Raw genomic sequence first — 24,422 nt, 5'->3', positions numbered from 1 at the left:
CGCGGGCGTGAAGGGATAGGCTGCGGCGCGTGGACCTGTTCCAGAACCGCATCTGGCTTCGCGAGGCACGCCGCCGCGCCCTGCATGCCTCGGGCTTCGGTTACTTTCGCGCGTGGATGAAGGGCGTGGTCGCGTTGGAGTCCCTGCGGTCCGAGCAGGACCTCGAACCGCTGGATGTCCTCCTCTCGTTCGGTCGGTATGCGCGGGCGCTCGCGCTCTTGCGCCGCGCGGGGCCGGAGGTTCCCTTCGAGGAGCGCATCGTTCGCGAGGCGGCCTGTCTCTGCCTGCTCGGGCAGGGCGCCGAGGCGCGAGACACCTTGGGACGCCTGCCGCGCCCGTGGGGCCTCGCGGCGAGCTGGCTCGCGCGACTGCGGGGATGGGAGGCGTTCGGCTCGGAGGACTTCGCGTGGTTGCTCTCCGCGCGCTTCGCGGTCCGGTGGCCTCTGGTGCCGGACGCTCGGCTCGAGGCGTGGCGCCGCGCCAACGTGTTGTGCGAGTGGGATGACGCGACGCCATCGGCTGAATGGCAAACGCGCTACTTCCCCCACGCACCGGACGTGGCCTTGTGGGCCGCGCTCCAGGAGGTCCGTGAGGGCCGAGCGGAGTGGGCTCGCGTGGTGCCCGCGTTGGAGCGGGCCACGCGCGCCTGGCCGGAGCTGTGGAGCGTTCTCGTGGTGGACCCCTGGTTCCAGCCCTTCGTCACCCCCCCGCGTCCCTTGCCCCCCGCCTTGCCCGCGCCGCTGCTGGAGACGCTGGGCCCCTGGCAGCTCCTGTCCGTGACGCCGGTCCGGGATGACGGCGGTGTGAGCATCCCGCTGGGGACGCACTGTCCGGAGCCGGCGGACTTCGAGGGGCACGGCTTGTTCACGCTGGAGGACGGCCAGGGGCCGCTGGACGCGCTCGACGCACGTGCGCGGTTGCCGCCCTGCCAGCTGCTGCTGGGGCGGCACGCGGACCGCTTCGACGGGCGCTATGACGAGGACGTGCTCGGCCCGCTGCGCGCACTGGCGCCTCGGGCCGAGCCCTCCTGGTTCTTCATTCACGACCTCCCGCACGACTTCGCGGACGAACTCGTGCTGGGGCAGGGCCGCTATGGCTTCCGCCGTTGGTCGCTCGACGGCGATGACCTCTCGGCCCTGCTGCGGCGCTTGGGCCGCCGGTCCGAGCCGCGCTTCCGGGCGCCGGAGTTCCAAGCGCGACTGCGGGGCCTGGACTGACGCGGCGCCGCGCGCTCAGAGGTACTCGTCCAGCCAGTCGAACATGCGCTGGTTGGCCACGGCCGAGGCGCCCTCCTGGCAGTGCAGAAGCCCCGTGTCCTCCTCGGTGAACAGCAGGTAGTCCTTGGGGCACGTCAGGGCGTCGAAGAGCTGCTTGGCCTGTCCGCGCGAGAAGGCCTCCGCGGTGCCGTCCATCACGAGCGTGCGGCAGCGGATGCGGTCCACGACGGGGACGTTGGTGAAGTCTCGCAGCTTGAAGAGCAGCTCCGATGGCGTGCGCGCGCCGTGCTTGTTCATCGAGTCCCGCATGTACCAGCGATACAGGAACACCGCGTCCATGAGCTGCGCCATCTTCGCATCGAAGGCCGCGGGGTCGCTGTCGAGCAGGGGGAGCAGGTCCGGGAACAGCTCACCGAACTGCGTGAACATCGCCTGGCCCCAATTGAGGACGCCGGGGTTGGGAATGAGAATCTTGATGCGCCGCTCGAAGGCCGCCGCGCGGGGCACGAGCGCGCCGCCCATGCTCCAGCCCAGGAGCGCGATGCGCCGAGGATCCACGCCCGCGATGCGCACGGCGAAGTCGATGACGGGCGTGATGACCTTCTCCCAGTCCGGACGGAAGGGCAGGCCCAGCTCGCGGATGGCCATGCCCTGGCCGGGCGCATGGACAATCAAGCAGTGGTAGCCGCGCGCCAGCGCCGCGTCGATGACGTACTTGGACTCCTCGGGCCACGCGTCCCGTCCCTGCTGGAAGACGAGCAGCGGCGCCATGGCGTGCGCGCACGGTGAGCGGAAGAAGTAGCCGGGCAGCCTGGTGCCTTCGTAGGGGATGCGCACCGCCACCGCCGGCAGCTTCAGCAGGGTGATGGCCTTGTTGTACGCCTCCACCGCCTTGCGCCCCGTCTCCACCACGCTGGGATGGCTCGGCTCGGGGTGGTGGATGAGCGCGGCGCGGTAGTAGTTGGCGGCGCGCAGGTACGCCTGCCCGGCGCTCAGCGGGTGACGGCCGGCGAGGCTCGCGTCGCCCATGGCGCGGATGCGGTCCGCGGTGCTGCTCCATTCCGTGGGCCAGCTCCAGTCGTCGCCGGCGTTGATGCGGTGGGCCGTGTCGAGCACCTCGCCCACGTCCGCCTGCGCGCTGTACGTCGCGGCCAGGAAGTGGAGGAGCTGGCTCTCCATGATGGGGTCCGCCAGCAATCCCAGCTCATACCAGGGCTGAGATGACGGGTCGGGCGCGTCGGCCGCGGACTGGGCGGGCGCGGCGCTGGCGGGCGCGCCTCGCAGCAGCGCGAGCCCTCCGGTGATGCCCAGGCCCGCGTGGAGCAGGGAACGGCGATTCATCGAGATACCCATGTGCTTCAACCTCCGACCACGGATGTTGGATTGTCAGGCACAAGCCATGTCTGTCTTGTGGCCGCTGACTCGAAAACCGCGCGCGCCCGCTTGTGTCACCGGCGGCTTCGCGGACGGGGCAGGAAATTCAGACATATGAATGTCTTGGATTGTTCGTGCAAAGGCATGCCCGAGCCGGTCCCGGCCTCACTCGAGCACGTCTGAGTTCAATCAGTTGATTTAATCATGTGGTTGAGGTGGTGGGATGTCAAGGCGGGGAGGGAGCATGGACTGGCCAACAGTCCGGCGACGCGTGGGGGGATGCAGGGGAGGGGAAAGGTCTAGCGTCCGACTTCGCGGGTCAGTCTCTGGCCTGGAGTCAACCGGAGGGAGGGAGTCCATGAGGGTGTCTGGGAGCCGTTCGGCCGTATTGACCGTCGTGGCGTGCCTGGGGTTGTGGGCGGGAGGGGCCGCCGGGCAGGAGGTCTCCCCCCGAGGGAAGACGAGCTACATGCCCGTGGACCAGACCGAGCCGTTCTCGGAGGTCATGGCGCGCATGAAGGCGGACAAGCCCAAGGTGGAGGCGCGCCACCAGCAGCTCCTGGTGCAGCGCTATGACCTGGGGAACAAGCCCGCCTCGGGTGTCACGATGTCGAAAGGCAAGCCCGTGCAAGAGGGCGTGCGGGTGAAGCTGCCGCCGGGCGTCACGTGGGACTCGCTCGCGGCGATGTCCCCCGAGGCCATCCGGGACAAGGGCGTGTTCCCGCCCGGGCTGATGCCCCTGCCGCATCCGAATCACCCGGAAGGCGGCATGCTCTTCCCCAAGTTCCACATCAACGAAATCAAGCAGCAGGAGGGCCGCGACCTGACGCGGTTCGACCTGGACTTTGACCTGCCGGACCACTTCCTGCCGGAGTTCCCGCCGCCCATCTTCCTCACCACGCGGCCGGACCTGGGGGACGTCTCGCAGGGCAAGCTCGTGACCCTCATGAACGTTCAGGACCTGTTCAATGGCATCCTGAATCCCAAGCAGTTGGAAGGACTCCGGCTGCTCGTCACGCCGTTTCCCCAACAGCAGTTCAACCAGACGGCGGACCGCCGCTCGGAGCTACCCAGCCGGGGCGTGTCGTGCTTCGACTGCCACGTGAATGGCCATACCAACGGGGCCACGCACCTGGTGGGGGACATCCGCCCGCAGGAGTTCCGGCACCGCATCGAGACGCCCACGCTGCGCGGGGTGAACATCCAGCGGCTGTTCGGCTCGCAGCGCGCGTTGAAGACGGTGGAGGACTTCACCGAGTTCGAGCAGCGCGCGGCCTACTTCGACGGCGACCCGGTCATCGCCACGAAGAAGGGCGTGAACATCCTGGAGCGCGGCAGCCAGGTGCACTTCATGGCCGAGGTGGAGGAGTTGTTCGACTTCCCGCCCGCGCCCAAGCTGCGCTTCGACGGGAAGTTGGATCCGAAGAAGGCCACGCCCGCGGAGGCGCGCGGCCAGGAGCTGTTCTTCGGCAAGGCCCAGTGCTCCGTGTGCCACACGGCGCCGTATTACACCGACAACCTGATGCACAACCTCCGGGCCGAGCGCTTCTACAAGCCGGTGCTCATCAACGGCGAGGTGATGGGCGCCGATGGCCCCATCAAGACGTTCCCGCTGCGCGGCATCCGCGACTCGCCGCCCTACCTGCATGACGGCCGCCTGTTGACGCTGGAGGACACGGTCGAGTTCTTCAACCTCATCCTGGAGACGCGGCTGACGGCGCAGGAGAAGAAGGACCTGGTGGCGTTCATGCGCGTGCTGTGAGCGCCGCCGCGCATCGCGCCGGTTGGTGCTTCCGGCGCGATGCCGCTTGCTGGGTGGAGCGCACACCCGCGTGGCCATCCCAGGTCGTGCACGGCCTGCCGGGATGTGCTCGTGGTTCACCCTCTCTTTGATGCCGTGGTGCGTGGAGATGTCGCCGCGGTCCGCACGTTGGCCGCTTCGTCCGTGGGAACCCCGCGGGTCCTCGACGCGCGCGACGAGAGCGGCGCCACCGCGCTGTTCCTCGCGTCGTGGACGGGGAAGCTCAAGAGCGTCGCGGCCCTGCTGGCGCGCGGCGCGAACCCGGACCTGACGGACTCCGGGGGCAACACCCCGCTGCACACGGCGGCGCGCAATGGGCATGACGACGGGGTCGCGGCGCGGCTCGCGGGCGGTGCCAATCCGCGCTTGCTCAACCAGGCGAAGGAGTCACCAGCGGACCGGGCTCGGAAGCAGGGCCACGCGTCCCTCGCCGCGAAGCTCAGTTGAGCTCGGCGCGCAGCCACGCCTTGAACGCGGTCACGTCCTCGCGCGCCGTCAGCGGGCGAGGGTGGACCACCCAGTAGCCGAAGTCATTCGGCACGGCCTGCTCGAAGGGTTGGATCAGCCGTCCACCCCGCAGGTCCTCCGACGCGAGCGTGAGGCGGCCCAGGGCCACGCCCAGTCCGGCCCGCGCCGCCTGGAGCACGAGGCTCGCGTCGTCGAAGCTCAGCCCCGGGCGGACCTCCACGCCCTCCGCTCCCGAGGCGTCCAGCCAGCGTCGCCAGCCGTCCTTTGGCGTGTCGTGCAGGAGCGGCAGGCGCGCGAGGTCCGAGGGCTTGCGCAGTCGCCGCGCGAGCGCGGGGCTGCACAGGGGACTGAGCGTCTCCTGTGACAGCAGCTCGGCCTTGAGGCCCGTCCATCGTCCCAGGCCGGAGCGGATGCCCAGGTCGAACCGCTCGTCGAGGAAGTCCCACAACTCGGCGGAGCTGCTCACGTGCAGCGTGATGTCGGGGTGGGCGCGGCGGAAGGACTCCAGGCGCGGCAGGAGCCAGCAGGTGGCGAAGGAGGGCAGGACGGTGAGGCGCAGCGGGCCTTGGTCGCGCTCGTGGAGGCGCGCGGTCGCCTCGGACATGCGGTCGAACGCGGGCGTCAGCTCGCGCAGGTACGCCGCGCCTCGGGCGGTGAGGCGCAGCGCGTGGCCTCGCCGCTCGAACAGCGTGACGCCGAGCCAGTCCTCCAACTGCCGCACCTGATGGCTGATGGCGGCCTGGGTGACGCACAGCTCGGCGGCGGCACGCGTGAAGCTGAGGTGCCGCGCTCCCGCCTCGAAGGCTCGGAGCGCGCCGAGTGGTGGCATGCGGCGCATGGTCGATGAACCCCGTTTATCGAGCGCGCGAGGATAGCTCGCTGGGGCTCCGCTCCGAAATGAGGTCTGTCTCTCGCGACGAAACGACGCACGTGCGCCGAGGGTACGCGGACATGATCTCCCCCGAAGGCTGGTTGCTGTTCATGGGCTACACGGTCCCCATGGTGTTCAGTCCCGGTCCGGGCAACACCGTGCTCGCCACGGCGGGTGGGCGCTTCGGCGTCCGGGGGACCCTGGCATTCTGGCTGGGCTTCGAGGTCGCCAACGTCGCCCTCTGCGTCCTCTACGGCCTGGGGCTGGGGCGCGTGCTGCACGGGGTGCCGTGGCTGTACCCGGTGCTGCACTGGGGCGGCGTGGTGTACCTGCTGTACCTCGCGTGGGGCTTCTTCCGCTCGTCAGCGGCGCCCGCGGAGGCGCGCGAGGCGCTCGGTCCGCCGGGCTTGGGCGAAGGGCTGCTCGCGGTGGCGCTCAACCCGAAGATCCACTCGATGGTCCTGGTGATGTTCTCGCAGTTCCTGGACCCCGCGCAGTCCCTGGGCGCGCAGGTGGCGCAGCTCACGGGGGCGTTCCTGGTCGTCTGCGTGGTGTGCCACTTCCCGTGGATCTACGGCGGCAAGCTCATCCTGGGGCGCTTCCACGGCGAGCGGGCCGTACGCCTCCAGGGCTGGACGTTCGGCGCGTGCATGCTGGCGGTCGCGGGCTACGTGGCGCTCGCGTGAGGGCGCGTCACCCGTGGGGGCCGAGGTTCGTCGGAACCTCCACCTGGCGGGTCCACACGTAGCGCTGGGCGAAGTCGCAGCCCAGTCCCGCGTGGGGACCCAGGTGGGCGTCATCCGCCACGAACATGGGCGCGAGTTCCGCCTCCGCCGCGCGGGCCCGAGCGGGCGTGGCCTGGGGCAGGCTGGTGACCTCGTACTCGAGCGTGGCCACACCGGTCTCCAGGTCCACGCTCACGCACGTCACCTTCGTGGTGTGCGAGCCGAGGAACCACTCGACCGCCGAGTAGCGGCCGGTCGCGGAGCCCTCGCCCGTGAACGAGAACGACGCCGCGAGGACGTCGCCCGGCTGGGGGCTGGGGTGCTCCAGGAAGAACGCCTGGGTGGCCTCGTGCGTGTGCGGCCGACTCGCGAGGTCTTCCAGGTAGCGCTCGTCCAGGACGGTGAAGCGGTCGGTTCCATCCGGCAGCGTGTCCCACTGGCCGAGCGTGGCCGGCTTCTGCTCCCGGAGCCACGGGCCCCAGAGCTTCAACCAATCCCCTCGCAGTCCGTCATGGCGCGGCAGCCCCCCGAAGTCGGCCCGGGACAAATCCTGGAGCACGGTGGCCGCGCGCGAGTCCTTGCCCGCCACCGCCGACACGCCCTTGTCGAGCAGGCTCAAGCCCCGCTCCGCCCCCGTGAAGGCCAGCGCCACCGTCGCCTGCGTCACCTGCTCGATGGACGGAAGCTGGAGGTCCGTCTTCGGGAGCGCGAGCTTCGGCGCGACCGCATCCTTGACTCGGGTAAACCATGACATGGGCGACCTCAGTGAAGTTCGGAGCGTCCAGCGGGCCTCCAATCAGTTATCGCGCCTTCGCGCCACGGGTTGCTTCCGACACAGTTGAACCGTTTCTGAGTCTGGAATGACCCGCCTCGCGGGTCGGGTATGGGGCTCGGATGAGAGGGAAAGGGGCCTCGCGAGGGGGCGCGTCGTGACCCTCAGCGCTGGGAGCTGAGGCACGCGGTGACCGCCGCGGCGAGGTTCGAGGCGCGCGGCTCCCCGACTCGAAATGACCAGAGGTTCGTGACGTACCCGAAGCCGACCCTGGCATCGGGGTCTGCGAAGGCAACGGAGCCGCCGGAGCCGGGGTGGCCAAACGACCCGGGCCCGACCCAAGGCATCGGTGGGCACGCTCGCCAGAACCCGAGCGCCATGTAGAAGGACCGGTTGGCCGGAACGTCGAGTCCGGGCGGCAGGCCATTCATCCGCGTCCTATCGGTCTGGACGACGGTCATCCGCTCGACGGTCGCCGGAGTCAGCAGTCGCACGCCATCGACGCTGCTCACGGTGGCCGCGTACATCCGGGCCAGCGAGCGCGCGTCCGAGAACATGTTCCCAAAGGGGAACTCCGCGGCGCGGAAGGCGCGCGTGTTCGCGTAGCCGGTGGAATGGTCGAACGCGCCGCCGAGCTGTCCGGCGCGGGCTTGCACGGAGTCGGGCCCCCACACGGCATTCATCCAGGCGATGACCGTGTCCCTGTCGAGGCCGGTGGTCTCGATCATCCCAGCGGTCATCTCCTCGAGGGTGAACGGCGCGGCGTACTCAATCCGAGCCACCCGTTCCTCTTGCTCCGCGGGGAGCCCAATCCATGCGCTCAGCCCGAGGGGGGCCGCGACCTCCTCGGCGAAGAAGGCGCCGAGCGAGTTGCCCGTGATGCGCCGCACGACCTCTCCGACGAGGAACCCGAAGGTCATGCTGTGGTAGACGTGTTCGGTTCCCGGCCGCCATTCCGGCTTCTGCGCTTCGAGTGCGCGGATGACCGGATGCCAGGCGCAGGCGTCCTCGAAGGTCAGCGGACCGTCGACGATGGGGAGGCCGGCTTGATGGGAGAGGAGCCAGCGCACGGGAATCTGCTCCTTGCCCGCAGCGCCGAACTCAGGCCAGTACTTGACCACCGGAGCATCCAGGTCGAGTTCGCCGCGCTGGGCGAGCAGATGGGCGCAGAGCGCTGTGGCACCCTTGGTCGTGGAGGCGACCAACGCGAGGGTGTCCGGGCTCCACGCGCGGTGGGCCTCGCGGTCCGCGAAGCCTCCCCACACATCGACGACGGGCCGGCCGTCCCTGTAGACACAGCACGCCGCGCCGACCTCGCCCGGGGAGCCCGCGAAGTTCGCGCGGAAGGCATCGGCCACGCGTCCCCAGCCATCCTCGACGTGACCCTGCATGACGGTCCCACTTGCCGTGTTCAGCATGCTGTCTGTCCTTTCGGATGAGATGAAAACGAAATGCTCGCGCCATGCCGCGGCATGGTGGGCGGTGCCTGACGAACGGGTGGAGTCCCCGTGCGGATGTTCGTGATGGAGGTGAGGGGTGCTGCCGCCATCGCCGGCCCGAGCGTCGCGTTGGCTCGGTGCGGGTGCGTGATGGGCCTGGCTTGACGGGCGAGTGCTGCCTGGGAACGACGTGCGGGCGCGCTATCCGGCCTGTCTCGAGTCGGCTTCGGCGGCGCGAGAGATGGCGAGGGTCAGCCGCTCTCGCTCCCGGAGGATCCATGCCCCCTTGGGGTAGTTCCGGACGAACGCCTCGATGAACTCCACCGGATCCTCCCCGACGATGTGTCGGATGGGGGTGTGGTTCGCCGCGCTCTGTTCGAACAGGTCGACGAGGTCCGCGTACATCGCGGTGCCGTCTCCACCCGTTCCAAAGTAGGTCAGGTATCGCTCCAGGGCGTCGACAGCCAGGCGGTAGCTCTCAGGGAGCTGCTTCACGCGCGCCTTGTATTCTCGCCATGGCTTCTTGTCGCCAATCACAGTCGCGATGAATTCTGAGATGAGCATGTCATTGACCTCCTGGATGGAGTTGTTGGAGCCGCGCCGCGAGGAAGCCCCAGGTCTTCCAGAACTCCTCGAGGTATTCCTGTCCCTGCGTGTTGAGCGAGTAGACCTTGCGAGGGGGGCCCTTCTCCGAGGGGACCTTCTCCACATCGACCAGGCCGCGCTGTTCGACTCGGACGAGCAGGGCGTAGACGGTGCCCTCCGCGATGTCGGAGAAGCCCAGCTCCTTCAGCCGCGCCGTGATCTCGTAGCCATACGCGGGCCGCAGGGACAGGAGCGCGAGGACGATGCCCTCCAGGATTCCCTTCAGCATCTCTGTCATCTGCTTGCCCACAGCTCGCTCCCCATCTACTTAGCGCTGCTTAGTACTCGGTACTTAGTAGCACCGAGTACTGGGGATGGCAAGTGGGCCTGCCGGGGGGGCTAGACCTTGTCTGTCGAGCGCCTCGCCCAAGGACCCTTTTCGCTCAGCATCTCGGGCTTGAGAATGACCGTGAGCAAGCGCAGCGGTGCTGCCCATCGATGCGGCATGCGGTGTCCCCCCGGCACGTGGCCCGCAAGAGCGCAGGCCGAGTCGGAAATGCCAGAGGGCACCGCGGTCCATCACGTCCACTGCTCGACGTCCGTGGGGAGACCGACGTCGAGCGCTGGGATGATGCTCAGCCCGGGATGGAGCCGGCCACCTGGCGCGTGGTGACGTTGATGCGGTTCCACACGTTGATGGTGGCGATGGCCAGGACGATGCCCGACAGCGCGGTCGCATCGAAGTGGCGGGCGGCCTCGTCCCAGACCTCGTCGGACACCGGATCCGCTCGGTCGCTCAGCCGGGTGGCGGCCTCGGTGAGGGCCAGCGCGGCGCGCTCGGCGTCGGTGAAGTAGGGGGCTTCACGCCACGCGGCCACGGTGAAGATGCGCTCGTCGGTCTCGCCCTCCTTCTTGAGGAAGCGCGCGTGCATCTCCACGCAGAGGCTGCATCCGTTGATTTGACTGGCTCGCAGTGAAAGCAACTCGCTCAACCGGCGTGAGATGCCGGCCTTCTCGACGGTGGCGGACAGGGACAGCAGGGCCTTCATGGCCTCGGGGTGCATGAAAACCGGGTTCTTCATTCGCGCGTTCATGAGGTGTTTCCTCCTGGGTTCAAGTGGCTTCGGGTGTATGACGCGCGGCCAAAAAGGAGTGTGACCGGTGACTGCACATCTGGCTCTGGCGACTCGATTCGAGGAGCAGCGAGGACACCTTCGGTCCGTGGCGTTCCGCATGCTTGGCGGGATGAGCGAGGCGGATGACGCCGTCCAGGAGGCGTGGCTCCACGCGAGCCGCGCGGACACCCAGGACGTGCAGAACCTGGGGGGCTGGCTGACGACGGTGGTCGCGCGCGTGTGCCTGGACCAGCTCCGTGCGCGCAAGTCGCGGCCGGAGGATCCGGTGGGCGCGCAGGTGCCCGTGACGGTCGCGGGGGCGTCCAACCGCGCCGGCCCCGAGGAAGAGGCGCTCCAGGCGGATGCCGTGGGGCTCGCGCTGCTGGTGGTCCTGGAGACGCTGGAGCCCGCCGAGCGCGTGGCCTTCGTGCTCCACGACATGTTCGATGTCTCCTTCGATGACATCGCCACCATTGTCGGGCGCTCGGTGGTGGCCACGCGCCAGCTCGCGAGTCGCGCACGGCGGCGCGTGAAAGGGGCGGAGGATATTTCCGCGGACGACCTCGCGAGCCAGCGAAGCGTGGTGGACGCGTTCCTCGCCGCACTGCGAGCCAACGACCTCGATGGCGTGCTCGCCGTGTTGGATCCCGAGGTCGTCGTGTGCGCGGACCGCGAGTCGTTGCCGCCGGGGGCGGCGCTGGAGCTGCGCGGGGCGCGTGCCGCCGCGATGCAGTCCATTGCCCTGTCGCGTGGGGCGAAGGCCGCGCGGGTGGCGCTCATCGAGGGCGCCGTGGGCCTCGTCGTGGCGCCGCTCGGCCGGCTGTACCGGATCCTCCGCTTCACTCAGTCGGGCGGACGCATCACGCGCATCGACGTCATCGGAGAGGTTGCGGACCTGCACGCGCTCACCGTGTCGACGCTGGACGCCTGAGCCCTCGGCTCAGCGTGAAGTGGGCCGGAGGAAGGACTGGGCGTGTCGCGCGCACCAGTCCGCGAAGGGGCGAGGTTTGCGGCCCAGCAGGCGCTCCACCGTGTCCGTGCGGACGCCGACGCGGTCCGAGCGCATCCGCGTAAAGGTGTCGAGGATGGCCTCGGCCAGTGCCGGCGGCGCGCCCTGGGGGAAGCGGGACCTCACGGCGTCCTCGGGGGAGGCCGCCTCGCGCACCTCGATGTCGCGGCCAAGCGCCCGGGCGAGGATGCGGACCTGCTCGGCGACGGTGAGCACCTCGTCACCCGTGAGGACGTACGCCTGGCCGTCATGTCCATCCTCGGTCAGCACGCGCGCGGCGACGGCCGCGACGTCCGCGGGGTCGATGAGCGCGTATCGGCCTGGGCCAATCGGATCGAACACGAAGCCCGCCTCGCGGATGGACGGCGCCCACTCGAAGGCGTTGGTCATGAATCCCCCCGGCCGGAGAATCGTGGCGGGCAGGCCCGCGTCGCGCACGAGCTGCTCGCGCGCGTGGTGCCAGCGCCCCATGGCGGGCACTGGGTCTCCGAGGACGTTGATGGAGGACATGAACACCACACGCCGCACGCCCACGGCCTTCGCGGCACGCAGCGCGTTCGCGGCCAGCTCGACCCCGATTCCCTGCGTGAGCAGGAACAGCGTGTCGACGCCGGCGAAGGCGGGCGGCAGGCTCTCGGGGAGACCCAGGTCCCCCACCACGCGCGCGGCCCGCTCGGGCAGCCCCGCCGCGCGGACAGGGTCTCTCACCAGGAGGCGTTGCCGCGCGCCGCGCGCATCGAGTTCCCGAACCAACTCCCGTCCAACATTGCCCGTGGCCCCAGTGACCAGAATCATCGAGGACGCTCTCGTTCGTTAGCTGGCTAGCGAGGAAAATGGTAGCCGGCTATTGAATGGCCGTCAATCGGCGTGCCTGCGGTACGCTCGCGCCGGTTCCCCACCGTGAGTCGCGATGTCCGAGTTCCTCGACCTGCACAGCAAGACGACGAAGGCGCTCCGGGCCGTGGCCGAGGTGGCCATGCGGCGCCACGGCCTGCACCTGGGACAGAACCTGTTGCTCGCGATGCTGTGGGAGCAGGACGGCCGGACGCCGGGGGAGGTGGCCTCGGCGCTGCATGTCGCGACGCCCACGGTGGTGAAGATGGCCACGCGCATGGCGGCGGCCGGGCTGCTCACCCGGCGCCCGGATGCGAGGGATCAACGCCTCGTCCGCCTCTGGCTCACCGAAGCGGGGCGTGAGCTGAAGGAGCCCGTGGAGGCCGAGCGTCAGCGCCTGGAGGCCCTCGTCACCCAGGGCCTCACCGCGACCGAGCGCAAGCACCTGTTGAGCGCGCTCGCGAAGATTCATCGGTCCGCGAGCGCCCTGCTGGAGTCGCCCCCCGCGGCCTCGGACGACGACGAGGACGCCTGACGCCCCGCTGTGTTCGCGAGCGCTTCTCAGGCGCTGCGCGGAGGCCGGCCGTTCCCACTGCTTTCGTTCGCGGGCGCGATCGACGCGAACTTCGCGCCCGGCTTGCACCCCTTCGGAAGCAGGGCCTTGGGCATGAGGAGCAGGTAGCGGACCTCGCCTGCCGCCGCGCCTCTTCGCAGGGTGCGCTGAGGCTCTTGCGCGAAGCTCAGCGGCGCGATGCGCTCCGCCACGTCGAAACCTCGCGAGCCGCAGAAGCGGAGATGATCCGCGTTGACGTGGCGATGCCGCGCCTGGGCGCCCGGCGCGTCGAGCAGGAGCTGGAGCCCCAGCAAGGGCACGGAGTATCGCGAGGTGCGGTGATAGGCCGCTCCCAGCCGGGGGGCGCGCAGCCTCACGGCGCACAGCCCCTTGGGCAGGGCATCGACGAAGAACGCCTCGCGCCAGTCGTCCACGGCGGCGACCCTCTTCAGTCGCGCCTCCCACTTCGCTCAGGCCGTGGCCTTGCCGGATTCGAGCACCGTTTCCACCGAGAACCTGGGCGTCTTGCGCAAGGGCTGGGCGTCCACCCACTTGCGGACGGCCATCGCCTCCTTGGGCTGGAGGAACCAGTACGACGCGAACCGCGCCTCGACCGCCTTGCGGACATACTCGGTCATGCTGCGCGCCACGGTGACCGCGGAGCCCTCTTCGCCCGCGCTCGCGGCCACGACGCGCGCCTCGTCGACGCCCTGGCTTGCGGCTCCTCGCCTGGCCTCATCCAGAAGAGGAGATGGCGAGCGTGGCGCCCCAGGCAGCGGTCGGCAAAGACCGGCGGGAGGCGAGGAGGCCGCGAGTGGACTGAGCGGGGTTACCCTCTACGGGGCTCCCTGGCTCTCCCGCTCCAGCCTGTCCAGCATCTTCGCCTTGGACTCCTCCAGGGTGGCGGTGAAGCTTTCGAGCCCCGGGTTCGAGAGGGCATGTCAGACCGGTGATGTGCAATCTCCTCGGCGGGGGCGAGCGGCTCTGGGGAAGGCGGACCCCTCCGACCCGCAGCGCCACGACATGACGCCTTGGAGGCTTGGGACTTGGAAACCCCTGGACGCAGATTCGGAAGCGCCGTGGTCATCGGCAGCAGCATGGCGGGGCTCCTGAGCGCGCGGGCGCTCGCGGACCACTTCGACAAGGTGACGCTGGTGGAGCGTGATGTCCGGGTGGAGGGGCCCGCCGCGCGCAAAGGTGTTCCCCAAGGGCCGCACATCCATGTGCTGCTGGACACGGGCCGGCGCATCCTCGACAAGTACTTCCCGGACCTGTTCGAGCAACTCCAGGTCCAGGGCGCCGAGTTCATCGACTCGAGTGGAGACCTCGCCTGGCACCACTTCGGGGTGTGGAAGCTGCGCCGCACCAGCGGCATCCCCGGGCTGCTGTGCAGCCGGCCCCTGCTCGAGTGGAACGTCCTTCGCCGGGTGAAGACGCAGCCCAACGTCGCGGTGCGCGAGGGCTGCTCCATCGAAGGGCTCATCTCCGACGAGAAGGGCACGGGGCGCATCACGGGCGTCCGGGTCAAGACACCCCAGGGCGAGGAGTCGTGGGAGGCGGACCTCGTCGTGGATGCCAGTGGCCGGGGCTCGCGGATGCCTCAGTGGTTGGAAGCCATCGGCTACGCGCGCCCGGAGGAAGAGCAGGTCATCGTGGACCTTTCCTACACGACGTGCCTGCACGAGCCGCCGCCCCACTTCCAAAAGGAATGGAAGGCGCTCTTCCTCTATCCAAGTCCTCCCAAGGCCTGGCGCGCGGGTTTCATTTCACACGTCGAAGGAGGCCGGTGGCTCGTCACCCTCAATGGCTACTTCGGGGAGCACGCGCCCACCGAGTACGCGGGGTTCCTCGAGTACGCGCGCTCACTGACGCGTCCGGACCTGTACAACTACCTGAAAGAGGCCACGCCGATAGGGCCCATCTCTCAGCACAAGGTGAAGGACTGCCGGTGGCGGCACTACGAGAAGCTGCCCCGCTTTCCCGAGGGGCTGGTCATCCTGGGAGACGCCGCGTGTGCCTTCAACCCCCTCTACGGGCAAGGCATGTCGGTGGCGGGGCTTGGCGCCGAGCTGCTGGACACCTGCCTCCGCGAGCAGGCGGAACGAGGCGATCTCTCGGGCCTGGCGCAGCGCTTCCGCGAGCAGCTGCCTGAAGTCATCCGGCTCCCGTGGCTGTTGGGCACGAGCATGGACTTGCTGTATCCGCAGGCCGTCGGGAAGCGGACCTTCGGGCTGGGCTTGCTGCACTGGTACATCCTGCGGCTGATGGAGCGCACGTCGACCGACGCACACGTCCATCGCCAGTTCTACCGGATACTGCACCTGCACGCGGGGATGGAGGCGGTTCTCCAGCCCTCCGTGGCCTTGCCCGTGTTGGGCCATGGCGTCATGTCGCTCCTCCGCCCTCTCGAGCGGCTGGCGAATACCGAGACACGGCCTCCCCCTCTCACGCGCCCAAGCCCTGTCCCGGTCCAGAGGTCCACGGGGTAGCTGCCACGGCCCGGGCCCTCGATGCGTCAGGGGGCGCGGGGCCATGGCGGCAGCGCGGGCGCGCTCGCGCGCTTCGGGACGTGGCACCCAGGAACTCGTTGCTGGCCTCGGCCAAGTCGACCGCGCGGGCGTCCACCCAGCGCTGCAAGGAGTTGCAGGCCATCACGGCGGGAACGGCGACGAGCAGACCGAAGGCCGCGCGGGTGGCGCTGGCGGCGGGCGCCGTGGGCCTCGTGGTTGCTCCGCGCGGACGGCTGTATCGGATCCTGCGCTTCACGCTGGCGGCCGGGCGCATCACGCGCATCGACGTCATCGGAGAGACCGCGGACCTGCACGCGCTCACCGTGTCCACGCTGGACGCCTGAGCGCGAGCCCGGCGGGTCAGCCTGGAGTGGGCGCGCGGAGCGCCTGGGCGTTTCGCGCGCACCAGTCCGCGAGTGCCCTGCTGGAGTGCGCCCCCGCCGCCTCGGACGACGACGAGGACTCCTGACGCTCGGCTGCGTCAGCGTGGCCTCAGACGCTGCGCGGCGGTCGGCAATACCAGCTGATATCGTCCGCGGGGGCTATCGAGTCGAACTTCGCGCCTGGCGTGCACCCCGCGGGCACCAGGGCCTTGGGCATGAGGAGCTGGTAGCGGACCTCACCGGGAGCTGTGTCCTTTCGCAAGGTGTGTTCGGGCTCTTGCGCGAAGCTCAGCGGCGCGATGTCGTCCGCCAGGTCGAATCCTCGCGAGCGACAGAAGCGGAGATGATCCGCGTTGACGTGGTGATGCAGCGCCTGGGCACCCGGAGCGTCGAGCAGGAGCTGGAGCCCGAGCAAGGGCACGCCATTGCGAGTGGTGGAGTGAAATGCCACTCCCAGGCGGGTTGCACGCAGCCTCACGGCGCACAGTCCAGAGGGCAGCGCATCGAGGAAGAACGCCTCCCGCCAGTCATCCCATCCGGCCATCTCCCGCAGTCTGGCTTCTAACTTGGCCTGAGCGGCGGGCTTGCCTGTGGCGAGCACGGTCGCGATGGCGCGCGCCAACGCTGCGCAATCCGTGGTTGGCGCGCCCGCCGCGGTGGCGAGGAGCCTGCGGCGCTTCGGAGGGAGCCACTCGATGAGCTGCGTGCGCAACGCCTCCTCGCTCGGGGCCATCTCCACGGCCTCGATCTCCACCGAGAACTTGGGCGTCTTGCGCAGTGGCTGGGCATCCACCCATTGGCGGACGGCTTGCGCCTCTTCGGGATGCGTGAACCAGTGCGACGCGAACCGCGCCTCGACCGCCTTGCGGGTGTACTCGGCCATGCTTTGCGCCACGGTGACCGCGGAGTCCTCCTCTCCGGCGCTGGCGGCCACCACGCGGGCCTCGTCGATTCCCTGGCTCGCCTCGTGGAGGAGGAAGGCCATGGCATGGTCGTTGTGCACGTCCACAATCATCGCGCGTGCTTCCGGCGCGAAGGTGTAGCTGTCGCTGTCCTGGAACCATGAGCCTTGGATGACGGCGACTGCGCCGCTGTGGTCGGAGCCGTCAGTGGCGCGCCAGGTGATGTTCTGTTCCGAGAGGTGATTGAAGAAGTTCTTGCTGTGGGCAGGGCGCTTGGAGTTGGAGCCCCGAGACAGTCTCCCCCGCGGCTCCACCGTGATGTTCTCCAGATTCCGCAGCTTGGTGATCCACATCGACAGGTCGCGCAATGCCTCCTCGTCGTGGTCGGGCGGCGAGGCTGGGGGAGACTCGGACATGGTGGGCCTCTTCCTGGTTCTCGGAGAAGTCCGAGAGGCGTCTGGGAAGACAGCACAAGTGCACATGTGGCACCAACCACCGCCCGCTTTGGCCTTATGCTGCGCGCCTCCTCCGCGCGTCGTCCCTCGTTCCACTCGAGTCCCGCATGCCGCCTCCTTCCCTGACCCTCGCTGCCCTCGCCGAGTTCTCCACCCTGGAGCGTTTGCTTCTGGACTCGGGCCTGGAGGCGCTCGAGGAGGCCCTGGACACGCTGCTCGCGCGCGTCCTCCCGGACGATGACCCTTGGGTCAGCCCTCGTGCCGCGAGCGTCCTTCGCCGCGCCCTCGCGCTCGATGCCGACTTCGTCCGCGACCATCCGGAGGCGCTGTTCCAATGTCTCTACAATCGTCTGCGCTGGTTCGATGCTCCCGAGGCCGCTTCACACTTTGAAGAAGGCGCGGTGGGGCCGTGGAGCGATCCAGGTGCGCGCGTCTGGAAGCTCGCGGAGCACTGGCGACAGCAATGGGAGGCCCCGTCCGAAGTGAAGCCCTGGTTGGAGGCCCTGCGGCCCCTGCCCGGACGTCTGGAGGGACATGAGCGGGATCTCCGCCACGAGGCCCACGTGCTGTGCGTGGCCTTCAATCCCTCCGGGACGCGGTTGGCGACGGGCTCGTGGGAGGACACTCAGAACGTCCATCTCTGGGACGTCGCCACGGGCACCTGCGTGCGCACGCTGGCGGGCCACGAGGCCGAGGTGCGCAGCGTGGCCTGGAGTCCGGATGGAACGCGGCTGGCATCCGGCTCGCGTGACCACGACGCGCGCATCTGGGACGTGGAGACCGGCGCCCTGCTGCATTCCCTGACGCGGCAAGAGGGGCAGGTGACCTCGGTCGCCTTCAGCCCGGATGGCCGCTGGCTCGCCGTGGCGAACCTCGGGTGGCGGGTGCGCCTGGTCGAGGTGGCCACGGGCAGGGTGGCGCACACGCTGTCGGGGCATGAGCAGTCCGTGCTGACCGTGGCGTTCCATCCGTCCGGGCGTTGGCTGGCCTCGGGCGGCTCGGATGACACCGCGCGCATCTGGGATGTGGAGACCGGCGCGCAGGTGGCGCGCATCTCCGTGGGCACCATCGTGCGGGACGCGGCCTTCAGTCCGGACGGAGCGTGGCTCGCGCTCAGCACCGTGGACGGAGTCACCCGGGTGGAGACGCAGGGGTGGACGCATCAGCCTCTGGGGCAGGGGCTCGGCCCGGCGTCCTCGGCCTCGTGGCTCGACGCGAAGCGCTTGGGCGTGTTCGTCCATGGCCGGCTGGACGAGGTCGATGCGCTGAGCGGCGAGGTGCTGCGGACCCAAGCGGTTCCCCCGCAAAAGGTCGAGCGTCATGCCGCGTTCCATCCAGATGGCGAGCGCTTCGCGTTGACCTCGGCCGACTTCCGGGTGGTGCTCAGCGATTGGAATGCGCGCGCCGCTCCCCGTCTGCTGGCCGAACAGGAGCCGGTGCAGGAGTTGTCGGGGCGCGCCGGCGCGCCCTATGGCATCGCGCGGTTGCGCAGGTCCACGCATGTCTTTGATTCACGAGGGCAGAGCAGGCCCCTTCCTCTGGATGCGCGGACCGCGTTCATGCTGCCCTGGGATGTGAGCCCGGATGGCCGCTATCTGGCGTGTCCGCTCTCCACCGTGAGCAAGCCGCCCCCCTTCCGGCCTGGGGTGCGGCTCCTCGATGCGCGGACGCTGGAGCCCGCGCAGGTCCTCTCCGCGCCGCCCGTGGCCCGCGAGGACAGAGGCCCGGTGCTCGATTCGCTCCCCATGGCCTTCTCTCCGGACGGCAAGCTCTTCGTGGCCGCGGTCGAGGAGGAGCGCGCGCGGGTGTGGCGGGTGTCGGACGGCGCGCTGGTGCTCACGCTGCGTGGCCCGCCAGGGAACATCCAGCGCGTGAGCTTCACGCCCGACGGCACCCGCGTGGTGGTGCTCCATGACGAGAGCGGACATGTGTCGCTGCACGAGCTTCGGCATGGCACGACCCTCCTCGACACCGAGGCCGTGGTGGAGCCGGATCCGGTGTATGCCATCGCGGCGCGGTCGCCCAGCTTCGCGGTGGGCCGCGAGTCAGGGGAGCTCGTCCTGCTCGATGCGGCCACGGGCACCCAGCGGACCCTCGCCGTATCGGACGAGGCCCTCACGGGCCTGGCCCTGTCTCCGGATGGCACGCGTGGGGTGTTTGCTTGCGCGGATGCCTCGGTGCGCGTCTTCGACGTCGCGACGGGCGCGGTGCTCCACGCTTTGCCCCATCCTGACGTCGTCTTCGGGGTGGCTGTGGTGGACTCGCGCGTCATCACCGTGTCGCAGGACCAGCACACGCGCTTCTTCGACCTGGCGAGCGGTGCGCTGCTCGCCGAGCTGCCGGGCCTGGCCACGCTCGAGGATGTGGTGGCCCAGCGCTACTGGGAGACGTTGGGCGATGCGCCCGTCGCGCTCCATCGGCCGATGGATGCCACGCCGCTCGTCCACTTCCCCGACGTCATGGAGGAGACGCTGCTCCTCCAGGATGGCTTGCTGCTCGCGCGGGGCCACACCCAGAAGGACTTCCTCTACGTGCTGCGGCTCCACGACCCGGCGATGTCGCGCGGGTGAGCCGCCTAGGCCTGGGCGCGGCGGGCCGAGCCTCTCGGGGCGCCGAGAGGAATCCCGGCGCGCTCTCGCAGCCGGCCGCCCACTCGGACGATGGCGTCAATGACAGGCAACAGCTCTCGCCCCAGCTCGGACAGGGAGTACTCGACCGAGGGGGGCGAGGTGGGGAGCACCGCCCGCTCGATGACGCACTTGGTCTCGAGCGCGCGCAGGCGCGAGGTCAGCACCTTGGGCGAGATGCCCGGGACATCCTTGAGCAGCTCACCGAAGCGGCGCGGCCCGCCGGAGAGCTGCCAGATGACGTTGGGTGTCCACAACCCACCGAGCAGGTCCATGCACGCACGCATGGGACAGCCCAAGGGCGGTGGTGGGGCATTGCTCTTGCGCACCTTGAGGGCCACGTCGACGCTCCGCGTACTTACCAAGTGGTGAGTGGATTCTGCGCCTTACCTTAGCATTGCAGCTATCCGTTGGTAACTCGTGGCGTTAGCTTCCCGCGCGCTGTTTTTGACCAACCACGAGGAATCGCGATGAAGCTCTATTTCGCTCCGGGTGCCTGTTCGCTCTCTCCGCACATCGTTGCTCGGGAGGCGGGCATCCCGCTCCAGCTCGAGAAGGTTGATACGAGGACCAAGACCATCAAGACCGAGGGGGACTTCTGGAAGGTGAACCCCAAGGGCTATGTGCCGGCGTTGGAGATCGAGCCCGGTCTGGTGCTCACCGAGGGACCGGCCATTGTTCAGTACCTGGCGGACCAGAAGCCCCAGGCGGGCCTCGTTCCCGCCGCGGGCACGCTCGAGCGCTATCGCGTCCAGGAGATGCTGGGCTACATCAACTCCGAGCTGCACAAGACGTACACCCCGCTGTTCTATCCGAACACGCCCGAGGCCCTGCGTGAGGAGCGCAAGGAATACCTGCGCAAGCGCTACTCGCTCATCGAGGAGCAGCTCGCGGGCAAGAACTTCCTGTTCGGCGACACGTTCACCATCGCGGACGCCTATCTCTTCGTCGTGACGACCTGGGCGGGTCACGTGAAGCTGAGCCTGGATGGCTTCCCCAACCTTCAGGCGTTCCAGGCGCGCGTCGCGGCGCGTCCCGCCGTGCGCGAGGCCCTGAAGGCCGAGGGGCTGGCGTAGTCCTTCGCTGCCCTCGGATAGGGGCCGCGTGTGGAGCGCGGCCCCTGTCAGCGCCGCCCGAAGAAGGCGGCTTGCAGGAAGCGCATCCCGGCGAAAATCTGCTCGACGCGCGGCTCGGAGAGCGAGCCGATGTAGGCCCCGAGCTGGGCCTTGTCGATGGCGGAGACCTGCGAGACCACCACCACGCTGGGCTTGGGCAGGTTGGCCTCACCCGGCTCGAGCAGGACGTTGCCGGGCTCGCTGGCGCGCTTGAGATTGGACGTCAGCGCGCAGACGACCACGCTGTGGATGCGCGAGTGATTGAGCACGTCGTCCTGAATCACCACGTGCGGATGCGCGATGCCGGGAATCGACCCGCGCGTCTCGTCGGATTCGACCCAGAAGACATCGCCGCGAAAGATGTCTCCGGGAACTCGCTCGGCTGACAGGGTGGGCTCCTCACGTCCGTTGCGCCGCATCAGAGCGGAGCCCCTGGGGCAGAGCAACCCACGATTGCGTCAGCGGGGCTCCCCGAGGTGTCGGAGGAAGAAGAGGCCCACGTCGTCGGCGTAGTAGCGGTCTGCGGGCGGCAGGGGCGAGTGTGGCTGGCCCGGCATGACGAGCAGGTCGAAGTGCTTGTCCGCTCGAATCAGCGCGTCCGCCATGCGCATCGTCGTGGAGAGCGAGGCGTTCACATCGCTCGTCCCGTGCATGAGCTTCAGCGGCCCCAGGAGCTTCCCCGCCAGCGCGAGGTTGGAGGCCGCCGCGTAGCCCTGGGGGTTGGCGCTTGGCAGGTTCATGTACGGCTCATTGATGATGGCCTCTTCCTCCATGGAACCTGGAGCGCCCGCGTAGCCCGCCTTGAAGAACTCCGGCGCCGTCAGCATGCCTCGCAGCGCGAAGTAGCCGCCCCAGGAGTGGCCATGGATGCCCACATGGTCCAGGTCCATCCAGGGGCGCGAGGCGGCGAGTTGCTTCAGTGCCGCCACGTAGTCTGGAATCTCGGTCTGGCCCACGCGACCGTAGTTCGCGTCTTGGAAGGCCTTGTCTCGGCCCGTGCCGCCGCGTGGATCCACCATCACCACGACGAAGCCCAGTTGGGCGAATCCCGCGCAGGACATCGTCATGGCGTTGCCCACGTACGTCCAGGGCAGCGAGAACATGAACGGGCCACCGTAGATGTACGCGAGCACGGGGTAGTGGCGCGAAGGGTCGAAGTCGCGTGGCTTGTAGATGACGCCGTGGAGTGGGGTGTGGCCATCGGCGGCCTCGACGATGACGCCCTCGGGCGGGCGGTACCCCAACGCCTCCACGTCGCTCGCGTCCGTCGTCGTGAGCCGGACGCGGACCCGTCCATCCGAGGTGGAGGCCAGCTCGCGCACGCGCGGCATCGTCCGGGTGGACCACGCGTCCAGGTAGAACTGGCGCGAGGGGGACAGCCAGACGAAGTGAGAGCCCTCGCCAGAAGACAGCCGCTTCAGCGCGCCGCCCTGCAGGCTGCCCCGGTAGAGCAGCTGCTCATACGTGGGGCCGGACAGCGAGGGGGCCAGCAGAAAGAGCGCGTCCGTCTTGGAATCCACGCCCACCACTTCGTGAACGGGGAACGCGCCGCGCGTCACCTGACGGAGCCTCCGGCCGTCGCTGTCGTGCCAATAGACGTGTCGCCAGCCGTCCTGCTCGGAGATCCACAGGAAGCCCTTGCCTCCGGGGAGGGGCGTCACGCGCTTCGCCCATCCGCCCACGGCGAGATCCAACCCCGCCACGAAGGTCTCCGGGCGCTCCTCGCGAACGAGCAGGCGGCGCTTGCCCGACACGGGGTTCACCGCCGTGAGGTCCAGTCGCTTCCCATCGCGGGACAGGTGGAGGAACAGCGCCTCGTTCCGGTCGGGCCACCAGCCCGCGAACCAATCGTAGGTCTCGCCCTCGACTGGCGGGATGTGGATGACCTGGCCCGAGCTGACGTCCACGACGTGCAGCTCCGACTTGAGCAGCGGCGTGCCCACCTTCGAGTAGGGCACCCAGGTGACCTTCTCCACCGCCGACGTGTAGTCCACCACCGGCAGCTTGTGGACCTCTCGCTGGTCCTCGCGCCACACGACCAGGAAGCGGCCGTCCTGCGACCACGGGGCCTCGGGGATGCGCCAAGCGAGGACCTCCTCTCCCGTCCGCTCCACCACGGCGTGCCCCGCGGCGTTGACCACGGCGAAGCCATTGCCGCGCTGGATGGCCGCCGCTCCGCCCTGAGCCGCGAGGAAGTGCTCGCGTGACAGCGCCCACGCACGCCGGTCCTCGGGGGCGAGCGGGGTCACCTGTCCGTTGGCCAGTGCCAACACGAAGCGCTGTTCGCCCAGGGCGAAGACGATGCCTTGCTCATCCGGTGTCAGCGCCACCTCGCGGAAGCGAAGCTCTGGGACGGGCTTGCCCAGAAGTCGGCCGAGCTGCGCGCGCAGCGACGCGGCTGACACGAGGGGGGTGACCTTGCCCGTCGTCGCGGACGCGAGCGCCCAGGTGCCCCCCGTCTTGCCCTCTCGCTCCCAGAAGACGACGCGCTCTCCGTCTCGGAGCCAGCGCGGTGTCACCAGGCTGTCGTGCAACTTCAGGGGGAACCGGCTCACCGCGAACGCGGTGTCCAGGCGCTCCTGAACGCTTGCGTCGGGCACGGCCGCGGAGGGCTCGGTGGTTCCCAAGAGCAGGAGCAGGAGCGAGACGGAGAGGGGGAGCATGCGATGAAGCTAGGAAGCCGAATCCTGAACCTCCAATATATTCTTCGCCGCTCATCCAGACGGAGAACGTCTCGATATGGAGTTTCGCCAACTTCAGCTCTTCGTCGCCGTGGCGGAGGAGCTGCACTTCGGACGGGCCGCCGCGCGCGTGGGCATGGCGCAGCCTCCCTTCAGCCAGCAGATTCGCCGCCTGGAGGCCGAGCTGGGCGTCACGCTGTTGGCGCGCACGAGCCGCCGCGTGGCGCTCACACCCGCGGGCAGTCGCCTGCTCGAGGAGGCGCGCACGTTGCTGGCGCGTCGCGCGGACGTCGTCGCCACCGTGCGCCGGGCCGCCCAGGGCGAGACGGGCACGCTGCGGGTGGGGTTCGCCGCGTCCTCCGCCTTCGGCATCCTGCCTGCCATCGTGTCCCGCTTCCGGCGCCGCTTCCCGGAAGTGAAGCTGGAGCTGGATGACCGCGAGAGCCTGAACGTGGGCATCGCGCTCCTCACGGGCGAGCTGGACGTGGCCATCGTCCGGACGCCCTTCCGCCACGAGGGCATCACGGTGGAGCGGCTGCTCAAGGAGCCGTTCTCGCTCGCGCTCCCTTCGGGCCATCCGCGCGCGCAACAGCAGGTCGTCACGCTCGCCTCGCTGGCCAACGAGCCCTTCGTCCTCTTTCCTCGCCACGCGGCCCCAGGACTGCACGACACCGTGACGAGCATGTGCCTGGCCGCGGGCTTCTCTCCGCGCATCGTCCAGGAGGCCAGCTCATGGCCCTCGGTCATCGGCATGGTGGAGGCGGGGCTGGGGCTCACGCTCGCGCCCCTGTCCGCCGAGGCCCTGCGTCCTCGGGGCGTGGTGTTCCGGCGACTGCGCGGCGCCACGGGCTTCGCGGAGCTCTCCGTGGCCTTCATGGGCACTCGGCCCACGCCCGCCGTGGCGAACTTCCGGGCCCTGGCCCATGAGTCCATCGCCCGACGCTCCCACCAAACATGACAGGAGGCTGACACTTCGTTGCGGCAGT

24 protein-coding genes and 1 pseudogene are annotated in these 24,422 nt (G+C 69.2%); 10 read left to right on the top strand and 15 right to left on the bottom strand.

Annotation, left to right across the window (positions count from 1 at the left end; genetic code table 11):
* Window positions 1–29 precede the first annotated feature (29 nt).
* A complete protein-coding gene (locus tag KRR26_RS00400; RefSeq protein ID WP_217078847.1) occupies window positions 30–1,217 on the top strand; it encodes a hypothetical protein in 1,188 nt (395 codons plus the stop codon).
* A gap of 15 nt (window positions 1,218–1,232) precedes the next feature.
* On the opposite strand, the gene KRR26_RS00395 is transcribed toward KRR26_RS00400, so the two are convergent.
* Window positions 1,233–2,558, bottom strand: coding sequence for an alpha/beta hydrolase family protein (locus KRR26_RS00395; RefSeq protein WP_233576840.1), 1,326 nt, complete (start codon window positions 2,556–2,558; stop codon window positions 1,233–1,235).
* 391 nt (window positions 2,559–2,949) lie between these two features.
* Between KRR26_RS00395 and KRR26_RS00390 the strand changes: the two genes are divergently transcribed.
* Together KRR26_RS00390 and KRR26_RS00385 are read left to right on the top strand one after the other, a co-directional pair.
* Entirely contained in the window at window positions 2,950–4,353 is a 1,404-nt protein-coding gene (locus KRR26_RS00390) for a cytochrome B6 (protein ID WP_120205429.1), read from the top strand.
* 111 nt (window positions 4,354–4,464) lie between these two features.
* Window positions 4,465–4,839: an ankyrin repeat domain-containing protein gene (locus tag KRR26_RS00385; RefSeq protein WP_233576841.1), complete on the top strand. Its 375-nt coding sequence runs from the start codon at window positions 4,465–4,467 to the stop codon at window positions 4,837–4,839.
* On the opposite strand, the gene gcvA is transcribed toward KRR26_RS00385, so the two are convergent.
* Window positions 4,832–5,689, bottom strand: coding sequence for a transcriptional regulator GcvA (gcvA, locus tag KRR26_RS00380; RefSeq protein ID WP_236068165.1), 858 nt, complete (start codon window positions 5,687–5,689; stop codon window positions 4,832–4,834). The two genes, KRR26_RS00385 and gcvA, sit on opposite strands and share 8 nt — an antisense overlap.
* 122 nt (window positions 5,690–5,811) lie before the next feature.
* Between gcvA and KRR26_RS00375 the strand changes: the two genes are divergently transcribed.
* Window positions 5,812–6,417, top strand: a complete 606-nt coding sequence (locus KRR26_RS00375) for a LysE family translocator (protein WP_120205433.1) — start codon at window positions 5,812–5,814, stop codon at window positions 6,415–6,417.
* Between the two features lie 7 nt (window positions 6,418–6,424).
* Here KRR26_RS00375 and KRR26_RS00370 read toward each other — a convergent pair whose 3' ends face one another.
* From KRR26_RS00370 to KRR26_RS00350, 5 genes are all read right to left on the bottom strand, one after another.
* A complete protein-coding gene (locus tag KRR26_RS00370; RefSeq protein WP_120205435.1) occupies window positions 6,425–7,210 on the bottom strand; it encodes a hypothetical protein in 786 nt (261 codons plus the stop codon).
* Window positions 7,211–7,392: 182 nt separating this feature from the next.
* Complete coding sequence (locus tag KRR26_RS00365) at window positions 7,393–8,619, bottom strand: serine hydrolase domain-containing protein (protein WP_236068188.1); 1,227 nt, start codon at window positions 8,617–8,619, stop codon at window positions 7,393–7,395.
* Window positions 8,620–8,868: 249 nt separating this feature from the next.
* Window positions 8,869–9,231 (bottom strand): DUF1048 domain-containing protein, encoded by a 363-nt coding sequence (locus tag KRR26_RS00360; protein WP_217078843.1) that lies wholly within the window; start codon window positions 9,229–9,231, stop codon window positions 8,869–8,871.
* A gap of 1 nt (window position 9,232) precedes the next feature.
* A complete protein-coding gene (locus KRR26_RS00355; protein ID WP_233576843.1) occupies window positions 9,233–9,541 on the bottom strand; it encodes a PadR family transcriptional regulator in 309 nt (102 codons plus the stop codon).
* A 346-nt stretch (window positions 9,542–9,887) separates the two neighbouring features.
* Entirely contained in the window at window positions 9,888–10,346 is a 459-nt protein-coding gene (locus KRR26_RS00350; protein ID WP_217078842.1) for a carboxymuconolactone decarboxylase family protein, read from the bottom strand.
* Window positions 10,347–10,413: 67 nt separating this feature from the next.
* Between KRR26_RS00350 and KRR26_RS00345 the strand changes: the two genes are divergently transcribed.
* Window positions 10,414–11,298: a sigma-70 family RNA polymerase sigma factor gene (locus KRR26_RS00345; protein WP_120205443.1), complete on the top strand. Its 885-nt coding sequence runs from the start codon at window positions 10,414–10,416 to the stop codon at window positions 11,296–11,298.
* Between the two features lie 9 nt (window positions 11,299–11,307).
* Here KRR26_RS00345 and KRR26_RS00340 read toward each other — a convergent pair whose 3' ends face one another.
* The gene (locus tag KRR26_RS00340; RefSeq protein ID WP_217078841.1) at window positions 11,308–12,171 is read right to left on the bottom strand and encodes an NAD(P)H-binding protein; all 864 of its coding nucleotides are present in this window, start codon (window positions 12,169–12,171) and stop codon (window positions 11,308–11,310) included.
* A gap of 115 nt (window positions 12,172–12,286) precedes the next feature.
* Between KRR26_RS00340 and KRR26_RS00335 the strand changes: the two genes are divergently transcribed.
* Window positions 12,287–12,745 (top strand): MarR family winged helix-turn-helix transcriptional regulator, encoded by a 459-nt coding sequence (locus KRR26_RS00335; RefSeq protein WP_120205446.1) that lies wholly within the window; start codon window positions 12,287–12,289, stop codon window positions 12,743–12,745.
* 26 nt (window positions 12,746–12,771) lie between these two features.
* On the opposite strand, the gene KRR26_RS00330 is transcribed toward KRR26_RS00335, so the two are convergent.
* Window positions 12,772–13,197, bottom strand: coding sequence for a hypothetical protein (locus tag KRR26_RS00330; RefSeq protein WP_217078840.1), 426 nt, complete (start codon window positions 13,195–13,197; stop codon window positions 12,772–12,774).
* Between the two features lie 36 nt (window positions 13,198–13,233).
* On the bottom strand, window positions 13,234–13,452 hold the full coding sequence (locus KRR26_RS00325) for a hypothetical protein (RefSeq protein ID WP_120205450.1): 219 nt from the start codon (window positions 13,450–13,452) through the stop codon (window positions 13,234–13,236).
* A 357-nt stretch (window positions 13,453–13,809) separates the two neighbouring features.
* Here KRR26_RS00325 and KRR26_RS00320 point away from each other — a divergent pair, with 357 nt between their 5' ends.
* Complete coding sequence (locus tag KRR26_RS00320) at window positions 13,810–15,252, top strand: FAD-dependent oxidoreductase (protein WP_236068164.1); 1,443 nt, start codon at window positions 13,810–13,812, stop codon at window positions 15,250–15,252.
* 73 nt (window positions 15,253–15,325) lie between these two features.
* Here the strand turns inward: KRR26_RS00320 and KRR26_RS36550 are convergent.
* Both KRR26_RS36550 and KRR26_RS00310 read right to left on the bottom strand, forming a co-directional pair.
* Window positions 15,326–15,451, bottom strand: a pseudogene (locus tag KRR26_RS36550) (MotA/TolQ/ExbB proton channel family protein); the annotation flags it as partial.
* Window positions 15,452–15,765: 314 nt separating this feature from the next.
* Window positions 15,766–16,974, bottom strand: coding sequence for a hypothetical protein (locus KRR26_RS00310; protein WP_217078838.1), 1,209 nt, complete (start codon window positions 16,972–16,974; stop codon window positions 15,766–15,768).
* Between the two features lie 146 nt (window positions 16,975–17,120).
* Between KRR26_RS00310 and KRR26_RS00305 the strand changes: the two genes are divergently transcribed.
* A complete protein-coding gene (locus KRR26_RS00305) occupies window positions 17,121–19,583 on the top strand; it encodes a WD40 repeat domain-containing protein (protein WP_120205455.1) in 2,463 nt (820 codons plus the stop codon).
* A 5-nt stretch (window positions 19,584–19,588) separates the two neighbouring features.
* On the opposite strand, the gene KRR26_RS00300 is transcribed toward KRR26_RS00305, so the two are convergent.
* Window positions 19,589–19,981: a winged helix-turn-helix transcriptional regulator gene (locus KRR26_RS00300; RefSeq protein WP_120205456.1), complete on the bottom strand. Its 393-nt coding sequence runs from the start codon at window positions 19,979–19,981 to the stop codon at window positions 19,589–19,591.
* Window positions 19,982–20,110: 129 nt separating this feature from the next.
* Between KRR26_RS00300 and gstA the strand changes: the two genes are divergently transcribed.
* Window positions 20,111–20,716 (top strand): glutathione transferase GstA, encoded by a 606-nt coding sequence (gene gstA, locus KRR26_RS00295; RefSeq protein ID WP_120205458.1) that lies wholly within the window; start codon window positions 20,111–20,113, stop codon window positions 20,714–20,716.
* Window positions 20,717–20,763: 47 nt separating this feature from the next.
* Here gstA and KRR26_RS00290 read toward each other — a convergent pair whose 3' ends face one another.
* On the bottom strand, window positions 20,764–21,174 hold the full coding sequence (locus KRR26_RS00290; RefSeq protein ID WP_120205460.1) for a type II toxin-antitoxin system PemK/MazF family toxin: 411 nt from the start codon (window positions 21,172–21,174) through the stop codon (window positions 20,764–20,766).
* Between the two features lie 39 nt (window positions 21,175–21,213).
* Complete coding sequence (locus KRR26_RS00285; RefSeq protein WP_217078837.1) at window positions 21,214–23,418, bottom strand: S9 family peptidase; 2,205 nt, start codon at window positions 23,416–23,418, stop codon at window positions 21,214–21,216.
* Between the two features lie 76 nt (window positions 23,419–23,494).
* Between KRR26_RS00285 and KRR26_RS00280 the strand changes: the two genes are divergently transcribed.
* Window positions 23,495–24,394, top strand: a complete 900-nt coding sequence (locus KRR26_RS00280) for a LysR family transcriptional regulator (RefSeq protein ID WP_120205463.1) — start codon at window positions 23,495–23,497, stop codon at window positions 24,392–24,394.
* Window positions 24,395–24,422: the final 28 nt, after the last annotated feature.

Source organism: Citreicoccus inhibens (assembly GCF_019039035.1).
GTDB classification, from domain to species: Bacteria; Myxococcota; Myxococcia; order Myxococcales; family Myxococcaceae; genus Citreicoccus; species Citreicoccus inhibens.
The sequence above is the reverse complement of the archived record's forward strand: the minus strand, read 5'-3'. Positions and strand labels throughout refer to the sequence as shown.